Source organism: Pantoea sp. MBD-2R, from assembly GCF_039134845.1.
GTDB lineage: Bacteria > Pseudomonadota > Gammaproteobacteria > Enterobacterales > Enterobacteriaceae > Erwinia.
Genome location: NZ_CP152417.1, coordinates 2,557,992 through 2,576,368 on the forward strand (window position 1 = coordinate 2,557,992; position 18,377 = coordinate 2,576,368).

The following is an 18,377-nucleotide window of genomic DNA, read 5'->3' on the forward strand; positions in this document are numbered from 1 at the left end:
CAGCCTCAGAAGTGCCTGAAAGGGGTCAGGGAAACCTGACCCGGCTAGCAACGTATTTGGGGGAGCTCTATGGCCTATTTTATCGATCGGCGTCTTAACGGCAAAAACAAAAGCGCGGTAAACCGCCAGCGCTTTTTGCGCCGCTACAAGTCGCAAATCAAGCAGTCGATCTCCGAGGCCATTAATAAGCGCTCGGTGACAGACGTTGAGAGCGGCGAATCCGTTTCAATTCCTATTGACGATATCAATGAACCCGTATTCCATCAGGGCCGCGGCGGCCAGCGCCACCGTGTCCATCCTGGTAACGACCATTTTGTGCAGAACGATCGGGTGGAGCGTCCTCAGGGCGGCGGCGGTGGCGGCGGTAGTGGCCAGGGCAACGCCAGTCAGGACGGTGAAGGTCAGGATGAATTTGTCTTCAATATTTCTAAAGACGAGTATCTGGATCTGCTGTTTGAAGATCTGGCCCTGCCTAATCTGAAGAAAAATCAGCATCGTCAGCTTAAGGAATATAAAGTTCATCGGGCTGGTTTTACCTCTAACGGCGTGCCTGCGAACATCAGCGTGGTTCGTTCTCTGCAAAACTCGCTGGCCCGACGTACAGCGATGACGGCAGGTAAACGACGTATGCTGGGCGAGCTGGAAGCTTCTCTTGAGGCCGTGCAAAACACCGAGCCAGCCCAGCTGCTGGAAGAGGAGCGCCTGCGTAAGGAGATTGCCGAGCTGCGCGCCAGAATCAAGCGCGTGCCTTTTATCGACACTTTTGATTTACGCTATAAAAACTTTGAGAAACGTCCGGAGCCTTCAAGCCAGGCGGTGATGTTCTGTTTAATGGACGTTTCCGGCTCAATGGATCAGGCGACCAAAGATATGGCCAAGCGTTTTTATATTCTGCTGTATCTGTTTCTCAGCCGGACGTATAAAAACGTGGACGTGGTTTACATCCGCCATCACACCCAGGCGAAGGAAGTGGATGAACAGGAGTTTTTCTACTCACAGGAAACTGGCGGCACCATTGTCTCCAGCGCACTGAAGCTGATGGATGAGGTGGTTAAAGAGCGCTATGACCCAACGCAGTGGAATATCTATGCCGCTCAGGCCTCGGATGGCGACAACTGGGCTGATGATTCACCGCTTTGCCATGAGATTCTGGCCAAAAATATCTTGCCGGTCGTTCGTTACTACAGCTACATCGAAATCACCCGCCGCGCGCATCAAACGCTGTGGCGAGAATATGAACATTTGCAGGCGATGTTTGATAATTTTGCGATTCAGCATATCCGTGAACCGGAAGATATTTATCCGGTGTTCCGGGAACTTTTTCACAAACAGGCTGAAGAATCTTATTAGTAAATCAGGATGGGCAGTCAGAAACGCACGGGTTTCCGGCTGCTTTCCTTCAGGTGTTACGACTCTCTGATACCCTGCTGACTGAATGGGCTTCCTCGCTAAAATAGCGCTTTCTTCGCGTTTTCTTTTTCAATCCCCTGAATAACCCGCAAATCATGCCTTGATGATGGCTTTTACCCGCGGGTAAAATGCGCTATTGTCTTTTTTGGATAAAAAATCTCATTTCGCACTATTCACTATGCCGCTGCCAGGCCATTTGCGGTATTCTTACAACACACTGTTTAAGCAAGTTTTTATTCATTACAGGAGATCGCCCTATTGGAAGCCAGCGCTATTTACAGTCTGTTTATCATTGGTTCCGTGCTGGTCGCTGCAAGCATTTTGCTGAGTTCGTTCTCTTCAAAGCTGGGCATCCCCATTTTAGTCATTTTTCTTGCGTTAGGCATGCTGGCCGGTGTTGACGGCATCGGCGGCATTGCTTTCGATAACTATCCCGCAGCCTATCTCATCAGTAACCTCGCGCTGGCCGTGATTTTGCTGGATGGCGGCATGCGAACCCAGGCCAGTTCCTTCAAGGTTGCGCTGGGCCCGGCGCTGTCGCTGGCGACCGTTGGCGTGCTGATTACCGCAGGCCTGACCGGTATGGCGGCAGCATGGCTTTTCAATCTCAATATGATTGAGGGCTTTTTAGTGGGTGCCATTATTGGCTCTACGGACGCCGCAGCGGTCTTCTCCCTACTCGGCGGCAAAGGGCTTAACGAACGCGTTAGCGCCACGCTGGAAATCGAATCCGGCAGCAACGACCCTATGGCGGTGTTTCTGACCATCACGCTAATTGAGATGATTGAACAGGGCCAAACGGGCCTGAGCTGGATGTTCGTTGTGCATCTCATACAGCAGTTTGGCCTGGGCATTGTATTAGGAATGGGCGGCGGCTGGGCTTTACAGCAGTTGATTAACCGGGTCTCGCTGGCCAGCGGTCTTTATCCATTGCTTGCGGTCAGCGGCGGCATTTTGGTTTTTGCCATGACTACGTTGCTCGAAGGCAGCGGTATTCTCGCCGTCTACCTTTGCGGTTACGTGCTGGGCAACCGCCCGATCCGCAACAGACACGGCATTCTGCAAACCTTTGACGGTATGGCGTGGCTCAGCCAGATCGGCATGTTCCTGGTGTTGGGGTTGCTGGTTAATCCCAAAGACTTATGGAACATCGCGCTGCCGGCGATGCTGCTGTCGATTTGGCTGATCCTGTTTGCCCGCCCGCTTTCCGTATTTGTCGGCCTGCTGCCGTTTCGCGGCTTCACCACCCGTGAGCGATTCTTTATCAGCTGGGTTGGCCTGCGGGGCGCGGTGCCCATCATTCTTGCGGTGTTCCCAATGATGGCTGGTTTGCCGCACGCTTCGCTGTTTTTTAATATCGCTTTCTTTGTCGTGCTGGTTTCGCTGATGGTGCAGGGAACGTCGCTTGGCTTTGCTGCCCGAAAAGCGCGGGTGATCGTGCCGCCCACCGCCTCGCCAGTTTCACGCATTGGACTGGATATTCACCCGGAAAACCCCTGGGAACAGTTTGTTTATCAGCTGGGTGCCGACAAATGGTGCGTGGGTGCCGCGCTTCGTGAACTGAAAATGCCGAGAGAAACCCGCATTGCCGCCCTGTTTCGCGATAACCTGCTGCTGCATCCGACCGGGAATACGCGCCTGCGTGAGGGGGACGTGCTGTGCGTTATCGGCCGTGAAAAAGATCTGCCGGAACTGGGCAAGCTGTTTAGCCAGTCGCCGCCGGTGGCGCTCGACCAACGCTTCTTCGGTGATTTTATTTTGCAGGCCGATGCCCGCCTGCACGATATTTCTGAGATTTATGGTATTGAGCTGGATGAGGACGTCAATGTCCAGGAAACGCTGGGTCATCTGGTGGCCGGCATGATCGGCGGCGCGCCGGTGGTTGGCGATCAGGTTGAATGGAAGCGAATGATCTGGACCGTGGCTGAAAAGCTGGATAATGAAATTATTAAAATTGGCGTGCGCGTGGCGGAAGATAAGGAATAATCCTGGTGCTGATGGCTCGATCTCTGTGAAATAACGACTAACCTTAAAGTTCGTGTCTTTCCAGAAGGGAGAAAATCATGGGTCATGTCGTGAAGATTGGTCGCTATGAAATTATCGATGCGGAAATGGATGCGCAGAATGTCGATACCGTCAGCATTCCCTGTCAGACCAATCCAGGACTGAGCTACCAGCTTGATGGTTGGGACAATGAGACCAGCGTTCCTGCCTGGATTGATGGTGAACCGGTTGACCTGGCCATTGGCCATTATGATAAGCAGGAAGATCGCTGGGTGCTGAAAAAACCCGCCTGATGACTGTTTATCTCTTTAACGCCGCGAATATTCGCGGCGTTAAACGATTATTTTCCTGCCCTCTCACTGTCCTCTTATTGTCATAATTAATTGCTATGGATTTCTTCCTGCGCTTCGCTTAATTATTTCACTCTCTTTTTTTATAAAAAAAGCACTTCTGACATTTTCGGAATTACCCGTATTAACTAACCCAAATAACTTCGGCATACTCATTAAACTGCTTCATGATGAAACGGAGTGTGTTTCATTTATCTTTTGCGTCAAAACGCTGGCAAGAAAAAATAACCGGTTGAAGTTATACAATTTTTTTGTATATCACGACTCCTGAACGCGTGCGTGATCCTCGTCAGGTCACTGATCCTTCTTGAAAAGAGAGCAGGTATTATGGCTAGTACTCTGGTACTGAATGACCGTCGTCGCGCCTTTAGCGGCACCCGAAAAAACATTATTGCCAAAGTGACATTAAGTCTTAGTGATTTAATCTCAATAAATCTGGCCCTGTTTTTATCAGCGGCTACCGTACGGGCTATTTGGGGAAACTTAGATCTCTTTATCCCACCCCAGGAAGTTCAGATCCGTTTTACTGCTCAGTTTGTTATGTCTGTTGTCTGTACCGCGTGGTTTTGGATGCGGCTACGGCATTATACTTACCGCAAACCGTTCTGGTTTGAGCTGAAAGAAATTATTAAAACCCTTGTCATTTTCTCCCTGTTAGATTTAGCGCTGATTGCTTTCTCTAAATGGGACTTCTCTCGCGTGCTGTGGAGCTTTACCTGGGCCTATGCGCTGATTCTGGTGCCCCTGCTGCGTTCAAGCGTTAAGCATGCCATCCTGAAAGCCGGACAGTGGCAGAAACACACCATCATCATCGGCTCAGGTAAGAATGCCCGCGAAGCCTATGCCGCGCTGCAAAGCGAAGAGATTCTGGGTTATGAGGTGAAAGCCTTTATCGCTTCAAACGGCCATAACGGCGCTGAAAGCCTTAACGGCGTCCCAATCATCACCGCAAAAGATATTGTCTGGGATACGGTCGATCTGGAGAACACCCAGTTTATCGTTGCCATGGAATATGAGCAGCAGGCAATGCGTGATAAGTGGCTAAAACTGCTTTCTAAAAAGAAATGCCGTTCGGTTTCGGTGGTGCCAACGCTGCGTGGCGTCCCCCTTTACGGCACCGATATGTCCTTTATCTTCAGCCATGAAGTGATGATCCTGCGGGTCAGTAATAACCTGGCGAAACGCTCGTCACGTTTCCTGAAACGCGTGTTTGACGTGGTGGTCGCTTCCCTGCTGCTGCTGTTCCTTGCGCCCGCTTTCGCGTTGATCTGCTGGATGGTGGGTCGCGATGGCGGCAACAAAATTTACGGGCACGAACGTGTGGGCCAGGACGGGAAGAAATTCAAATGCCTGAAGTTCCGCTCAATGGTGACCAACTCCAAAGAAGTGTTGGAAGAACTGCTGGCCACCAGCGCTGAAGCCCGCGCCGAATGGGATAAAGATTTTAAGCTGAAAAACGATCCGCGTGTCACCAAAATCGGCGCGTTCCTGCGTAAAACCAGCCTGGATGAACTGCCGCAGTTATGGAACGTCATTCGCGGTGAAATGAGCCTGGTGGGGCCACGCCCGGTTATTGAAGCCGAGCTGGAACGCTACGCTGGCGATGTGGATTATTATCTGATGGCTAAGCCCGGTATGACAGGCCTGTGGCAGGTTAGCGGTCGCAATGACATTGACTATGATACTCGCGTTTACTTCGATTCCTGGTATGTAAAAAACTGGGCGCTGTGGACCGATATCGCCATTTTGTTTAAAACGGCAGGCGTGGTGCTGCGTCGCGACGGCGCTTACTGATCTTCAACTTCAGCGTCATGTTGACCCATATCGACATGACGCTGGCCTCTTCGCAAAATTGTGCTTCTTTTTCTTTTCTTTTCTCCCCGTTATCACTACCCTGTGCGGCTTGCTTTTTATTGGATATCGCCTCGCTCAATGCAAAAGTTCACCTTACTTCTTCTCAGCCTGGTGCTGCTTGCACCGCTGGGGATCGATCTTTATTTGCCTACGCTGCCTGAGATTGCGCTGGGGCTGAATACGCCCGTCAGCACAATCCAGACCACTATCCCGCTCTTTTTACTGGTAATGGGTCTGGGACAGATTGTTGCCGGCCCGCTGGTGGATAATTGGGGCAGAAAACCCATCGCGCTGGCGGGTCTGTTGTTGTATGTACTTGGCAGCGTCCTTGCCGCGACGGCAGCCGGGTGGCCACAGTTCCTCTGCGCGCGGATCGTGCAGGGCTGTGCCGTTTGCTGTACCGCCGTCGTTGCCTTCAGCGGCGTACGTGACCGGTTGGACGGCGAAGAAGCGGCCCGTGCCTATGGGTTCCTGAACGGCGCGCTTAATATTGTGCCGGCGCTTGCGCCTATGCTTGGTGGTTTTCTGGCAGATGCCTTTGGCTGGCGTGCGCCCTTCTGGTTCCTGACCTGCTATGCCCTGGTGATTGGCGTGCTGGTAATTTGCTTCCTGCCGGAAACGCGTCCGGCCGGAACGCTGGCGGTAAAAGGTATTCCGCTGCGTCAGTACTGGCAGATCCTGCGTCAGCCGCGCTTTCTGGCTTTTGCCTTTGCAAACGCGGGCGCGCTGGGAATGGTTTTAACCTACGTTTCGCTGGCTCCCCAGGTTCTGATGACCGAAGGGAAACTGTCGGCGCTGCAATTTTCCATCGCCTTTGGTGCGAACGGCTTCTGGATTATGTTAGTCAGCGTGCTGGTGAATAAAATGATCCGCAAAGTGGGCCGTCCTGTCTGTCTGGCAACGGGCAGTTTTGCTATGGCGTTGGGGGCTGTCACGCTGATTGCTGGCGTGATGCTGTTCCCGGCGGCATGGCAGAATAACTGGGCGCTCTATATGCTGCCGGTTGCGATTTCCGTTGCGGGCCTCGCTTTTACCGTAGGCCCGGCCACCAGCTACGCGCTGGAGCCTTATCAGCAACAGGCGGGCGTCGCTTCTGCGCTGGCTGGCTTTATCCAGATGGCGGGCGGATCCTCTGCGGGGCTGCTGATGATGGCACTGCCGCTGCCGGAGAAATCGGCGCTGGCGTTAATGATGGTTGTGGGAGCGGTGCTAACAGGCCTGGCCTGGATGTACAGTAAGAGAGTGCGCGGCACGCTGACCGCGCTGAAATCTTAGTTCTCACCGATCTTAACCGGTACGCGCGGTGCTAAAGCACACATAAGCTCATAGCCTACCGTACCGGCTGCATGGGCAACCTCGTCAATTTTGATATTGTTGCCCCACAGCTCAACCTGACTGCCAATCCCGGCCTGTGGGCAAGGCGTCAAATCCACGGTAATCATATCCATCGAAATCGCGCCGACGGTACGGGTTTTCACGCCATCAACCCATACTGGCGTGCCGGTTGGCGCATGACGCGGGTAGCCATCGGCATAGCCGCATGCCACTACGCCAATCCGCTCCTCGCCGCTGGCACGATAACGAGCGCCATATCCCACGCCCTCTCCCGTTTTCAGCGATTGCACCGCGATAATTTGACTGTTTAGCGTCATGGCCGGTTTCAAACCGCAGCTGGCAATGTCCTGCCATTCACCGCTCGGTGAAGCCCCATACAGAATAATACCGGGACGCACCCAGTTGTAATGGGTTTCAGGATGCCAGAGCGTGGCGGCAGAGTTAGCCAGTGAACGGGGGCATTCCAGTCCTTCCGCTGCACGATTGATACGCTGCATCGGCTCAACGATCCCGTCGCTGTTCTCCGCCTGAGCAAAATGCGCCATAAGCGTAATATCACCGACGTTCTCCAGCGCTCGCAGCGAGCGAAAGGCCTGATGCACCTGCTCCGGCTGGAAGCCAAGGCGATTCATGCCGCTGTTGATTTTCAGATAGATATCAAGCGGAGCGCTCAGTTTAGCTTTTGCCAGCGCCTGAATTTGCCAGTTGCTGTGCACGCTGGTGGTCAGACGATAGCGATCGAGGATATCGAGTTCGTCAGCGTGAAAAAACCCCTCCAGCAGCAGGATGGGCTTATTCCAGCCGCGCTCACGCAGCAGAATGGCTTCTTCCAGATTCAGCAGCGCAAAGCCATCCGTAGCAGATAAACTTTGCCAGACGCGATCGATACCATGCCCGTAAGCATTGGCTTTTACCACCGACCAAAGGCGGGAATGGGGTGCAGCCTGGCGGGCGACCGCCAGGTTATGTCGCAACGCGCTGGTGTCGATGGTTGCGACAATCGGACGAGACATAACTTCTCCTGGGTTTTTAACCAAAAAAACTAACGGGCGCCGTGTAAAACGCTATCGCTTACCGGGTAAAAACCCGGCAGATAACGCATTACCGACAGGTCATCTGCTGCAATGGCTGGCGTACGTCCCGAGATAATATCAGAAAGTAACTGTCCCGAACCGCAGGCCATCGTCCAACCGAGCGTTCCGTGACCGGTATTGAGATAAAGATTTTTTAACGGCGTCCGCCCCACTATCGGCGTACCGTCTGGCGTCATGGGTCGCAGGCCGGTCCAGAACGTCGCCTGCTCGATATGGCCGCCCTGTGGATAGAGATCGCTGACGACCATCTCCAGCGTTTCACGCCGTGCGGTTTTCAGTTTGGTGTTATAACCGACAATTTCAGCCATGCCGCCTACGCGGATCCGATCGTCAAAGCGCGTAATGGCAATTTTATAAGTCTCATCCAACACGGTAGAAACGGGTGCGGCTTGCGCATCTTTGATGGGGATTGTGAGGGAATAGCCTTTCAGGGGATAGACCGGAATATCAACCACCTCCTTCAACAGCGAGGTAGAGTAAGAGCCGAATGCCACTACGTACGCATCCGCAGTGATGATTTCTGTGCCGCATTTCACGCCAGCAATCCGGTTGCCTTCCTGTAGCAACGCATCGACTGGCGTATTAAAACGAAAGGTCACGCCCGCCGCAGCCGCCATTTCCGCAAGGCGTTGGGTAAAGAGCTGACAGTCGCCGGTCTCATCATTTGGTAAACGCAGACCGCCCGTTAATTTGTGGGCAGTTTGTGCCAGCGCGGGTTCCGCATCGGCCAGCTGGCTGCTCTCCAACAATTCATAGGGCACGCCCGCTTCTTTCAATACCGCAATGTCCTTAGTGGCGCTTTCAAACTGTTGCGCAGTGCGGAAAAGCTGTAGCGTTCCTCCCTGACGCCCCTCATAGGCGATACCGGTTTCCTGACGCAGCGTTTTCATACAATCACGGCTATATTCCGCGATCCTCACCATCCGGCTTTTATTTTTTTGATAATGCGACATATCGCAGTTACGCAGCATTTGCCACATCCATTCCAGCTGGAAGCGACTGCCATCAAGCCGAACGGCCAGCGGTGCATGGCGCTGGAACATCCATTTAATCGCCTTCAGAGGCACACCCGGCGCGGCCCACGGAGCCGAGTAGCCAGGGGAAATCTGACCGGCGTTACCGGCACTGGTTTCCAGCGCGACGGCAGGCTGACGATCGATAACCGTGACCTCATGCCCATTCTGAGCGAGATACCACGCGCTCGCCACGCCCACCACGCCACTTCCCAGAATGACAACTCGCATACCCACCCCGCTGGTTACAATAGAAGAATAAACTGCTTATCAGTATGACTTGCGGACGAAAACACCACACCACACAAGCAACAACGCTTTGACAAATATCACATCTTTTTACCCTGGGAGGGAATAAAAACAAGATGCCACTCTTAATTTGGCATGAAATATCGCTTTAAAGCCCCTTAAAGCAGTAAATAATTGCAAAACAGGCATTTCTCACTCTTTACAGCAGAATATGACTGCTACAGATCTTTCTCTTATATACAGAATTTTATTCTGCAAAACAGGACATTATCTGCATTTCTCCCGACGTAAAAATTATTTTCAATTGTCGACTCTATTTTCTACTAAAGATTTCCATTGCATTCGTCAGAGCGATCCTGAAGAGTGAACTATCATTGAAAGACTGGCTTCAATTCCAGGCTTGCCTTCGCTTCGGCAAAAGCAAGTCGACCGGCTGTTGTGGCGTGACAAAGTGACGCTGCAACCCGGTTTTTAAAAAGGGGTGCGCTATGACGACTATCTTTGATGAGCCGATTACCCACGGTCAACGACTCAGCGATGGGCCTGACTGGACTTTCGATCTTCTTGATGTCTATTTAAAAGAGATCGACCGCGTCGCCAAACTTTACCGGCTGGAAACCTATCCGCATCAAATAGAGGTAATTACTTCTGAACAGATGATGGACGCCTATTCCAGCGTGGGGATGCCGATTAATTATGCCCACTGGTCTTTTGGTAAAAAGTTTATCGAAACCGAGCAGCGCTACAAACATGGTCAGCAAGGCCTTGCTTACGAAATCGTTATCAACTCCAATCCCTGTATCGCCTATCTGATGGAAGAGAACACCATCACTATGCAGGCGCTGGTGATAGCGCACGCCTGCTATGGCCATAACTCGTTTTTCAGAAACAACTATCTGTTTCGCAGCTGGACCGATGCCAGTTCGATTGTCGACTACCTGATTTTTGCCCGTGGTTATATCGCTAAATGCGAAGAACGCTATGGCGTAGAAGAGGTTGAGCGCCTGCTGGATTCCTGTCATGCATTGATGAACTACGGCGTCGATCGCTATAAACGTCCACAGAAAATTTCGTTGCAGGAAGAGAAAGCACGTCAGCAAAGTCGCGAGGAGTATCTGCAAAGCCAGGTCAATATGCTGTGGCGTACGCTCCCCCGCCGTGAGAAAGAGTCTGCCCAGGCCGAAGCTGCGCGCTATCCTTCTGAACCGCAGGAAAACCTGCTCTATTTTATGGAGAAAAATGCGCCGCTGCTGGAATCCTGGCAACGTGAGATTTTGCGCATCGTACGTAAGGTTAGCCAGTATTTCTATCCGCAAAAGCAGACGCAGGTAATGAATGAAGGCTGGGCGACGTTCTGGCACTACACCATCCTCAATCACCTTTATGACGAAGGAAAAGTCAGCGAGCGTTTTATGCTGGAGTTCCTGCACAGCCATACCAATGTCGTTTACCAGCCGCCTTATAACAGTCAGTGGTACAACGGTATCAACCCTTACGCACTCGGCTTTGCCATGTTCCAGGACATCAAACGCATCTGCGAGGAGCCAACGGAAGAAGACCGCTACTGGTTCCCGGATATCGCCGGTTCTGACTGGCTGGAAACGCTGCATTTTGCTATGCGTGAATTTAAAGATGAGAGCTTTATCAGCCAGTTCCTGTCGCCTAAGGTGATGCGCGATTTCCGCCTGTTCACCGTAATGGACGATGACCGTAATAATTTCCTGGAGATTGCCGCTATTCATGATGAAGCGGGTTATCGGGCGATCCGCCAGCAGCTGTCGGCGCAGTATAATCTGAGTAACCTGGAACCTAATATCCAGGTTTATGATGTGGATTTACGCGGCGATCGCTCTCTTACGCTGCGTTACGTTCCTCACAGCCGTGCGCCGTTAGACAAAAGCCGCCGTGAAGTGCTGAAACATGTGCATCGCCTGTGGGGATTTGATGTGCATCTGGAACAGCAAAACGAAGATGGCAGCACGGAAATTCTTGACCGTTGTCCGCCTCGTCCATCAACGCTGTAGAGACAAAAAGCCGGTTTGATTAAACCGGCCCAGACGGCTAACGAACGTGAAGCGCGGGGAACACAGGCCTGGAACAAAGCGTCCTGGGCCATGGACGGCCCAGGCCGAGCTGGCATGGATGCCGTATTTTGCGTCTTTGTGGAAGGCCTGTGTTCCCTGCGCCTGCAATGTATTTCAACAAACTCAAGCCGGTTTAATCAAACCGGCTTTTTTTATCGACGCTGTGGCACGGCTTCAGTCGGCATGGTGTTCTGCATTCCATGCCAGAGCGTGCCGCTACGATGCCCATATTCACGAACAATTTCCGTAATTTTCTCAACCTGTTCGTTATGGCAGATAGTCAGTAGCTGCTGATAAAAATCACGCGCCAGCTGACGCGCTTCGGGATTGGAAAAATAGTGGCGGCCAACGCGCGTATAAAGCCCTTTCAGCCCGTTAAGGATTAACCCGTAAATCGGGTTGCCGGAAGCAAATGCCAGCCCACGGAAAATATTGTAATCCAGCTCGGTATAGGCTTCGGCTTTATCTTCGACCTGTTCCACAGCCACCAATACCTCTTTCGCTTTATCCGGATAGTTGCGAATAGCGCGGCGGATAAAGACAGAGGAGATATCGGTGCGTACAGAGAGCAGATTATCAATAAGCTGCGGCACGCTGTCGTGATCGAGACGCGCCAGCGTTTCTAAAATATTGAGACCGGAAGTTTCCCAAAAATTGTTCACTCGCGTTGGCTTACCATGCTGAATAGTCAGCCAGCCGTCTCGGGCCAGACGCTGTAGCACTTCACGCAATGTCGTTCGGGTAACGCCGATGAGCTCGGAAAGCTCGCGTTCTGCGGGCAAGATTGAACCTGGCGGAAAGCGGCTATTCCAGATGCTTTCGATAATATACTCTTCAGCGAAACCCGCAGGGCTCTGCGCCTTAATGACCATAGCGTTTTGTTTCCATTGCGTTCAAACAGGAAAAATTCGGCTCATCATACCAGATGCCCCCGCCATCACATAGATCGTCGGCCGGGTAAACGGCGATCGCGTTACCACTTTTTCAAAAACGACAGATCGCACCCGCTAAGGTGGCAGGGGTCAGGTCAGGCGCAGCCTTTGCCTGAAGAGAAAATTCGGGCGGGTCTGACTATCTAAATCATATTTAAGGTTAAAATTTCTGTCCGACGGCTGGCAGGGGCGGACTTTTGGTTTACACTGCCGCTTTGACGCTCACTACATGGAAAGAATATGTTGCGATATTTGAATAGCTGTTCCCGAGGACGTGGTGCCTGGCTGTTGCTGGCCTTAACGGCTCTGGCTCTTGAAATGACCGCGCTCTGGTTCCAGCATGTCATGTTGCTTAAGCCCTGCGTGATGTGCATTTACGAACGCTGTGCCCTGTTCGGCGTAATGGGCGCCGGACTGGTTGGTGCCATTGCACCAAAAACGCCGCTACGCTGGGTTGCCATCCTGATTTGGCTTTACAGCGCCTGGGAAGGCCTGCGCCTGGCGTGGGAACACACCATGATTCAGCTGCATCCCAATCCGTTTGTCACTTGTGATTTTGCGGCCCGTTTCCCTGGCTGGCTACCGCTGGATAAATGGCTGCCTTCGGTATTTGTCGCCAGCGGGGATTGTTCTGAGAACCAGTGGTCTTTGTTTACGCTGGGCATGCCGCAGTGGCTGATTGGTATTTTCGCCGCCTATCTTTTAATCGCGCTTTTCGTGCTTATTGCTCAACCTTTCAAAGCGAAAAAACGCGATCTGTTCTCTCGCTAGTTTTGCCGTGTAGCCCGCCTGGGGTGGGCTGTGCCGCCAGCCCTCCCTCCTGTCCTGACGTACCGCAGCCGGTTGAAAGAGCGCAGACCAGCAACTACGCTAATAAGACCTCAACATTGTGGAAAGGGATTCAATGAAAAACATTGCCTTAGCACTGTCTCTCGTTTTCTCACTCACCTTACTTGCCGGTTGTGCTCACTGGGGCGAACGCGATACTCACAGTCCGCCGCCCGCCCCTCCAGGCGGGCAACAGCTTCCTGGCGCACCGGGTGGCAGCGGTCCGGTTGGACAACCTCAGGCCTGAGCACCTCAACCACAGGAGCCTGGGCATACTCAGGCTCTTTCTGCCGGGCTTATTAAAACTGCGAACCAGCAACGGCGGGTCTCACGAAGACATCCCTTTATGGATGACATTTAACACTTTACTGAGATCGTCCAGCGCCACCTGACCTGAAGCGGACGCGTCACCAAGTGAGGCAAACGTCAGCGCCGATCCCGACAGCTCCCCACTCATCCTTGTTAATACGCCCGTGTCGCCCATGGCCATGGTTAGCAGCGGCCGCTGCGCAAAGCGCTGATGCATTTCCAGCGTGGCGGAAAGGAGCCGGAGAACGTCGCTGGCGTCGGCGGGCATAGCCGCCAGCTTAAGAATATCGGCTCCGCGCATTTGCTGTTCACGTAAACGAGAAACGATCTCCTCCGCTGATGGCGTGGCGTGAAGTTCATGGCTGGAGAGGATCACATGCCTGCCGCGTTGATGCACAAGATCGATAAGCGGTTCAGTTAAGAGCCGGTCGCGGTACATTTCAATATCCAGCAGGTCAAACTCGCCCTGCTGCAATAACACCTGATAAAGCTGCGCATACTGCCGATCGCTCACCGCTTTTTTACCGCCTTCAGCTTTGGTACGAAAAGTCAGCAGCAGGAGTTTGCCCGGCAGACGTTTGGCGACCTTATGAGAGAGCGTAGCCATAGCCTGACCATCAGTGCCGTTTTCCAGCGAGTCCAGGCGGAGCTCTAACATATGGAAGTCGGTTCTTGCCGCAACGCTATCGACAAAATGCAGCACCTCGGATTCCGTCGTTGCGGTGGTAGGGATAATAATTTTGGGTTCGCCTTCGCCTATCGCAATGCCTTTCAGCTTCAGTACCGGTTTTTGCAGCGTCAGCGGTGGTGATTTTATCTGTGGCGCGTCAGCAGCGCTGCCTGATGAAGACATTAAGGAAAGTGCAATGATGGCGCTTCCAGACCCAATAAAATCTCTGCGATGCATAGCGATCTCTACCCCTGTTTTACTGGTAAAGACTTCAAGCATAGCAAAACATTCCCCGCCCCTGGCCTTGCTACACCCCCGCAGAAATGCAACATCCCTTTGCCGTGCAGATATTGCCCCATTAAAAAAATTAAAAAAAGCCAGAAAGTTGCCGATGTTAAAGCCACTGACGTAATTCCACCCTTGAAGAGGCTTACATGGCAAACAAACATCCCGGCACTTGCCCACACTGCAGAAAAATAGTTTCTCCGCGCGTTCTTGGTGAAAACTTTCTGAGAAGAGACAAATGCGAGTGCACCTCGTGCCAGGGTATCGTCTACGCTTGCCGTACGCCAGGCTGCGGTCATTATGCTAAAGGCAGCGAAGCTTATGATGCCGAGTTTTGCCCGGCATGTGCAAATTCTCTTTCTGAGAGCGTCGCGTCGGTAGCGCAAAGTATTTTAGCTACCATCGCGGCGGGTGCAGCGGCGAAAGCAACCCGTAAGTTTAGCCCGGCAGAAGAGTAAGTTAAGCCTGAAATATCAGAGGCAACGCGACGTAAAAGTATTGCCTCTGTGACAAACCCGGCAAATACACAGATCAAAAAAGTGAAGCGGTGCAGGCTTGTTATAATGACCTTATCAACCGCAAACTTTTGGTGACGTATGCTTTGGCTCGAACAAGGTCTGTACCTGAGGGTAAAAGAGATGGATAACGGTCCTCGCCCTCTGCCCCTGCAAAGCGGTTTTAGTAGCGATACCGCTTATCGGGCGTTGGGCTGTTTTAACCCCTCCGAAACGTCGGACGCCTATTATATTCTTTCTAACGATCGTGACGAGATTTGGTTTATCTGCAATCGTCATCTGCGCACCGTTTGTCTGGCCAGCGCCAGTGATGAATTTCGCATTCCACTGTTAAACAGCCAGCAAATTATCGGTGAGGTGGCAGGCATGGGTATTCGTCACAGCTGACCGGCAATATTGAGCGGCCTGATTTTCACAGGCCGCATTTATTTTAGTGTCTCAATGGTTGAACCGTGAGAATTCATCACGTACACCCGATCCCCCGGATAGATGTACTGATACAGTACGCCGTCCGCTTCTTTGATCCCGGGCATTTTCACGCTGTCTACGTCGTTAATCAGCACGGCAACTGCATCTTCAACCAGTACGCCCTCCCTTTCACTGACCAGAATTTCCTCTTTTTGCAGGGTCTTTGTTTTTTCGGCATCTTCAAAAATGCCGGGCATTACCTCGGCAAAATCAGGATTGGGATGTTCACCGGTAAGCGCCAGTACAAATTCAAAGGTTTCAGAGCCTCGTCTTGCAATGGTGATGCTGCCTACCTCACAGATATGGGTCACTCCGCCAATAATACTTTTTACGGTAAGCATGGTTATCTCCTGCCGTTCATCGCATTCATCCGCTCGCGAGAGCGAGGCCCGATAGCTTTCAGTTTGTCCATCAGCGCTGATCGATCCTTACGTCAGAAAGAGCGCCCTTTCTCGCTGACGGCGTTGCAGCAGCAGATCCGCCTTATTCCCGGCCCGCTTCCATTGCAAAAATTGATCCGCTGCCGCCTGGTAGTTGCTCTGATTAAGCTCACGCAGCAGTGTGGAACCGGTGAATGCAGCTTTCCCCACGTTGAAGACGAAGCTGCACAACGCATCATACTGATTCTGCGTGAGCGGCACCTTCACGTTGCTGCTTATGGCCGCTTCCACCCAGGCCAGATCGTTTCGCAGAATGCTGGTTGACTGGTCCGGGGTGACGGCTATCCCTCTGGCAACAGGTTGCCCTTCTACCGTGCCCGTATGCCCGACACCAATAGTCCAGATGCCGACCGAATCCTGATAAGCCGTAAGACGTTCGCCCTCTTCCTGCTTGATAAAGGCAATACCGTTAGTGCTGATTTTCATAGGTCGTATCTCCTGTCTGCAAAGCTACCCGGCGGGTGCTTTTTGCTGAGCGGGTTAACAAAATGAAAAAAGGCCCACCGAAGTGAGCCTCTGAAGAAGGGATCCAGACAAATGTACCGTGCAGAAACGCAAAAGCCCCGACCGGCAAAGGTCAGGGCTTTCTTTAATTTTATTGCTCAGCTGTCACGAGCTTACCGAAAATATAGAAGTCGCGCGTAACACCTTCAAGTTTTCATGCGATCATTTTGCTGTTCATCACGTTTAGGCAACAGGTTCGCGGCTTTAGCCTTTCAGATGAACGCCGTAATCGTAATGCAGAACAGGTTGTTACGGTTTGTTTTCAAACCCAATTCCGGCAGCTTCGGCAACGTTAGTGAGCCCTTTTTCATCGAGTTCACTGTCTGATTGCTCTACAAGCTTGGATATTGAAAGCAGTTCCTGGAATTCAGCAAGGAGCAACGCTGCATCGGATTTTAAAATCTCGTCTGCCTCAGCAGATTCTATCACCGTATTAATGGCTTTATTAGCGCTCTCCACCATATTGGTGACGCCGCCCCTTTTACCTACGGCTAAAACCAGAGCGCTTATGAGTAAAGATTGAGCTTCGATTCTTGCGGTTAGCTTTTTCGTTTCTGCATCAAGCTTAGAGATTTTAGCAAGCATGCTCAAAATGACATTTTTCATAAACTTTCCCAGGTGCAAAGAGAAAAAGTCTACTCTTCAGAGGAGAAGCCGCAATACAAATAAATCTTAAATTTTCCCTGGTATTCCGGGGGAGGGTCAGATTGATAAAGCGCGGTATTGCTTAAGCGGCCTCTGTGTCAGCCCCAGTCGCTTACGGATAACGCGTAAGTTATTCACAGGCTCCTCCTCAAAACTAAATAATACATTTTGTATATTAATGCATCGAGATAGATATACAAAATGTGTATCGCGCAAAACAATACGGATTGTATTATTCAATCATGAATATGAAATGGAATGAGCTCGCTAAAATCCGCATGCGTGACATGGGGATCGGGCAAGAAAAATTGTCTGAGCACCTTGGCATCACCAAAGGTGCTGTCAGTCATTGGTTAAACGCGCGCAGAGAACCCAGCCTCGAAGATATAGCCAAAATTATGCGCTATCTTGGCCTGAAGGCGTTCGTTGTAAACCATGATGGAACCATAGCGCCAGCAGGTTCCATTAGTAATGTGGGTGGATATAAACCCTATACGCCAGGCAAGCGTTATCCCGTACTGAGTAAAGTGCAGGCCGCAGCATGGGCTGAAGCTTGTGAGCCCGACAATCTCAAGGATATTGACTTGTGGCTTGAGTCAGACGCCTGCCCCCAGGGAGAAGGGTTTTGGCTCGAGGTGGACGGCGATTCCATGACTGCACCGATGGGACTCAGTATCCCGGAAGGTACGTTCGTGCTGTTCGACACCGGACGGGAGCCGATAAATGGCAGCCTGGTCGTGGCCAAACTGGTTGACGATAACCCGGCGACTTTCAAGAAGCTGGTTGTAGACGGCAGTCAGAAATACCTGCGGGGGCTAAACCCGCAGTGGCCCATGGTGCCCATCAACGGCAACTGCCGGATTATCGGCGTGGCGATTGAGACAAAGATGCGGCTTGTTTAGGTTACCGCTTCTAAAGGATGTGGATAGTAAAACTGATTTAAGGAGTATTTTAAATAGCCCGCCACTAAGCGGGCTTTTTTGTGCCTGCGGCTTATCTCCCGCCTGAGATTTGCCCTCTGGAAAATAACCTTAAAAAACGTCACATAGCGTATACACCACAAAATAAACATACATTTCGTATTATGCAGTAAAGTTACATTTTGTATATTAAACCCCATCAGCAGTAAACGAGTGTAGTCAAGCTGAAAGAATGCTCACCGCACCAGAATGGGACGCCAGCAGGCAATAGTGGTTAACCTGCGTGAGAAGGATAAGACAAGGGTTGATACTTCATTGCCCGGCAGATGGGGCACCCTTCATCGCAGATGATTTACAACGTATACGGCAAATAGATGAGCGAGAACAGTCTGGACCAAATTGGTCTTTTAAACGCCAGATTTAGCAGTAATGCCCCACTCATGCCACAGAGTGATGTAAGTTGACCAT

The 18,377-nt window shown here is 51.8% G+C and carries 17 protein-coding genes and 1 pseudogene; 11 read left to right on the forward strand and 7 right to left on the reverse strand.

Features of this window, described 5'->3' with window-relative positions:
* Positions 1-69: 69 nt before the first annotated feature.
* The 5 genes from AAGQ96_RS11715 to AAGQ96_RS11735 all read left to right on the forward strand — a co-directional run bounded on the left by AAGQ96_RS11715 (position 70) and on the right by AAGQ96_RS11735 (position 6,893).
* Positions 70-1,350 (forward strand): YeaH/YhbH family protein, encoded by a 1,281-nt coding sequence (locus AAGQ96_RS11715; RefSeq protein ID WP_342753622.1) that lies wholly within the window; start codon positions 70-72, stop codon positions 1,348-1,350.
* A 318-nt stretch (positions 1,351-1,668) separates the two neighbouring features.
* A complete protein-coding gene (locus AAGQ96_RS11720; RefSeq protein WP_147198284.1) occupies positions 1,669-3,396 on the forward strand; it encodes a potassium/proton antiporter in 1,728 nt (575 codons plus the stop codon).
* A 77-nt stretch (positions 3,397-3,473) separates the two neighbouring features.
* Positions 3,474-3,707 carry a DUF1480 family protein gene (locus tag AAGQ96_RS11725; RefSeq protein ID WP_147198286.1) on the forward strand — a complete coding sequence of 78 codons (234 nt, stop codon included), beginning with the start codon at positions 3,474-3,476 and terminating at the stop codon, positions 3,705-3,707.
* Between the two features lie 384 nt (positions 3,708-4,091).
* Positions 4,092-5,558, forward strand: coding sequence for an undecaprenyl-phosphate galactose phosphotransferase WbaP (wbaP, locus tag AAGQ96_RS11730; RefSeq protein WP_147198288.1), 1,467 nt, complete (start codon positions 4,092-4,094; stop codon positions 5,556-5,558).
* 138 nt (positions 5,559-5,696) lie between these two features.
* The gene (locus tag AAGQ96_RS11735; RefSeq protein WP_342753623.1) at positions 5,697-6,893 is read left to right on the forward strand and encodes a multidrug effflux MFS transporter; all 1,197 of its coding nucleotides are present in this window, start codon (positions 5,697-5,699) and stop codon (positions 6,891-6,893) included.
* Here AAGQ96_RS11735 and dadX read toward each other — a convergent pair.
* Together dadX and AAGQ96_RS11745 are read right to left on the reverse strand one after the other, a co-directional pair.
* A complete protein-coding gene (gene dadX, locus AAGQ96_RS11740; protein WP_342753624.1) occupies positions 6,890-7,966 on the reverse strand; it encodes a catabolic alanine racemase DadX in 1,077 nt (358 codons plus the stop codon). The two genes, AAGQ96_RS11735 and dadX, sit on opposite strands and share 4 nt — an antisense overlap.
* Positions 7,967-7,995: 29 nt before the next feature.
* Positions 7,996-9,291, reverse strand: a complete 1,296-nt coding sequence (locus tag AAGQ96_RS11745; protein ID WP_342753625.1) for a D-amino acid dehydrogenase — start codon at positions 9,289-9,291, stop codon at positions 7,996-7,998.
* Positions 9,292-9,797: 506 nt separating this feature from the next.
* On the opposite strand from AAGQ96_RS11745, the gene AAGQ96_RS11750 reads away from it, so the two are divergent.
* Positions 9,798-11,333 (forward strand): SpoVR family protein, encoded by a 1,536-nt coding sequence (locus tag AAGQ96_RS11750; RefSeq protein WP_147198296.1) that lies wholly within the window; start codon positions 9,798-9,800, stop codon positions 11,331-11,333.
* Between the two features lie 212 nt (positions 11,334-11,545).
* Here AAGQ96_RS11750 and fadR read toward each other — a convergent pair whose 3' ends face one another.
* On the reverse strand, positions 11,546-12,265 hold the full coding sequence (fadR, locus tag AAGQ96_RS11755) for a fatty acid metabolism transcriptional regulator FadR (protein WP_147198298.1): 720 nt from the start codon (positions 12,263-12,265) through the stop codon (positions 11,546-11,548).
* Between the two features lie 300 nt (positions 12,266-12,565).
* On the opposite strand from fadR, the gene dsbB reads away from it, so the two are divergent.
* Positions 12,566-13,096, forward strand: a complete 531-nt coding sequence (gene dsbB / locus AAGQ96_RS11760; protein ID WP_342753626.1) for a disulfide bond formation protein DsbB — start codon at positions 12,566-12,568, stop codon at positions 13,094-13,096.
* Between the two features lie 133 nt (positions 13,097-13,229).
* Positions 13,230-13,400: a hypothetical protein gene (locus tag AAGQ96_RS11765; RefSeq protein ID WP_168199625.1), complete on the forward strand. Its 171-nt coding sequence runs from the start codon at positions 13,230-13,232 to the stop codon at positions 13,398-13,400.
* A gap of 81 nt (positions 13,401-13,481) precedes the next feature.
* Here the strand turns inward: AAGQ96_RS11765 and aroD are convergent, their stop codons facing one another.
* Positions 13,482-14,411, reverse strand: a complete 930-nt coding sequence (gene aroD / locus AAGQ96_RS11770; RefSeq protein WP_342753627.1) for a type I 3-dehydroquinate dehydratase — start codon at positions 14,409-14,411, stop codon at positions 13,482-13,484.
* Between the two features lie 602 nt (positions 14,412-15,013).
* On the opposite strand from aroD, the gene AAGQ96_RS11775 reads away from it, so the two are divergent.
* On the forward strand, positions 15,014-15,319 hold the full coding sequence (locus AAGQ96_RS11775) for a hypothetical protein (RefSeq protein ID WP_147198306.1): 306 nt from the start codon (positions 15,014-15,016) through the stop codon (positions 15,317-15,319).
* Positions 15,320-15,357: 38 nt separating this feature from the next.
* On the opposite strand, the gene AAGQ96_RS11780 is transcribed toward AAGQ96_RS11775, so the two are convergent.
* The 3 genes from AAGQ96_RS11780 to iraP form a co-directional block, all read right to left on the reverse strand.
* Complete coding sequence (locus AAGQ96_RS11780; protein WP_147198308.1) at positions 15,358-15,741, reverse strand: hypothetical protein; 384 nt, start codon at positions 15,739-15,741, stop codon at positions 15,358-15,360.
* A gap of 87 nt (positions 15,742-15,828) precedes the next feature.
* On the reverse strand, positions 15,829-16,266 hold the full coding sequence (locus AAGQ96_RS11785) for a lysozyme (RefSeq protein WP_147198310.1): 438 nt from the start codon (positions 16,264-16,266) through the stop codon (positions 15,829-15,831).
* A 327-nt stretch (positions 16,267-16,593) separates the two neighbouring features.
* Complete coding sequence (gene iraP, locus AAGQ96_RS11790; protein ID WP_147198312.1) at positions 16,594-16,950, reverse strand: anti-adapter protein IraP; 357 nt, start codon at positions 16,948-16,950, stop codon at positions 16,594-16,596.
* 281 nt (positions 16,951-17,231) lie between these two features.
* Between iraP and AAGQ96_RS11795 the strand changes: the two genes are divergently transcribed.
* Positions 17,232-17,891, forward strand: a complete 660-nt coding sequence (locus tag AAGQ96_RS11795) for a S24 family peptidase (protein WP_342753628.1) — start codon at positions 17,232-17,234, stop codon at positions 17,889-17,891.
* 329 nt (positions 17,892-18,220) lie between these two features.
* Positions 18,221-18,373 (forward strand): annotated as a pseudogene (locus AAGQ96_RS11800) (site-specific integrase); the annotation flags it as partial.
* Between the last annotated feature and the right edge of the window lie 4 nt (positions 18,374-18,377).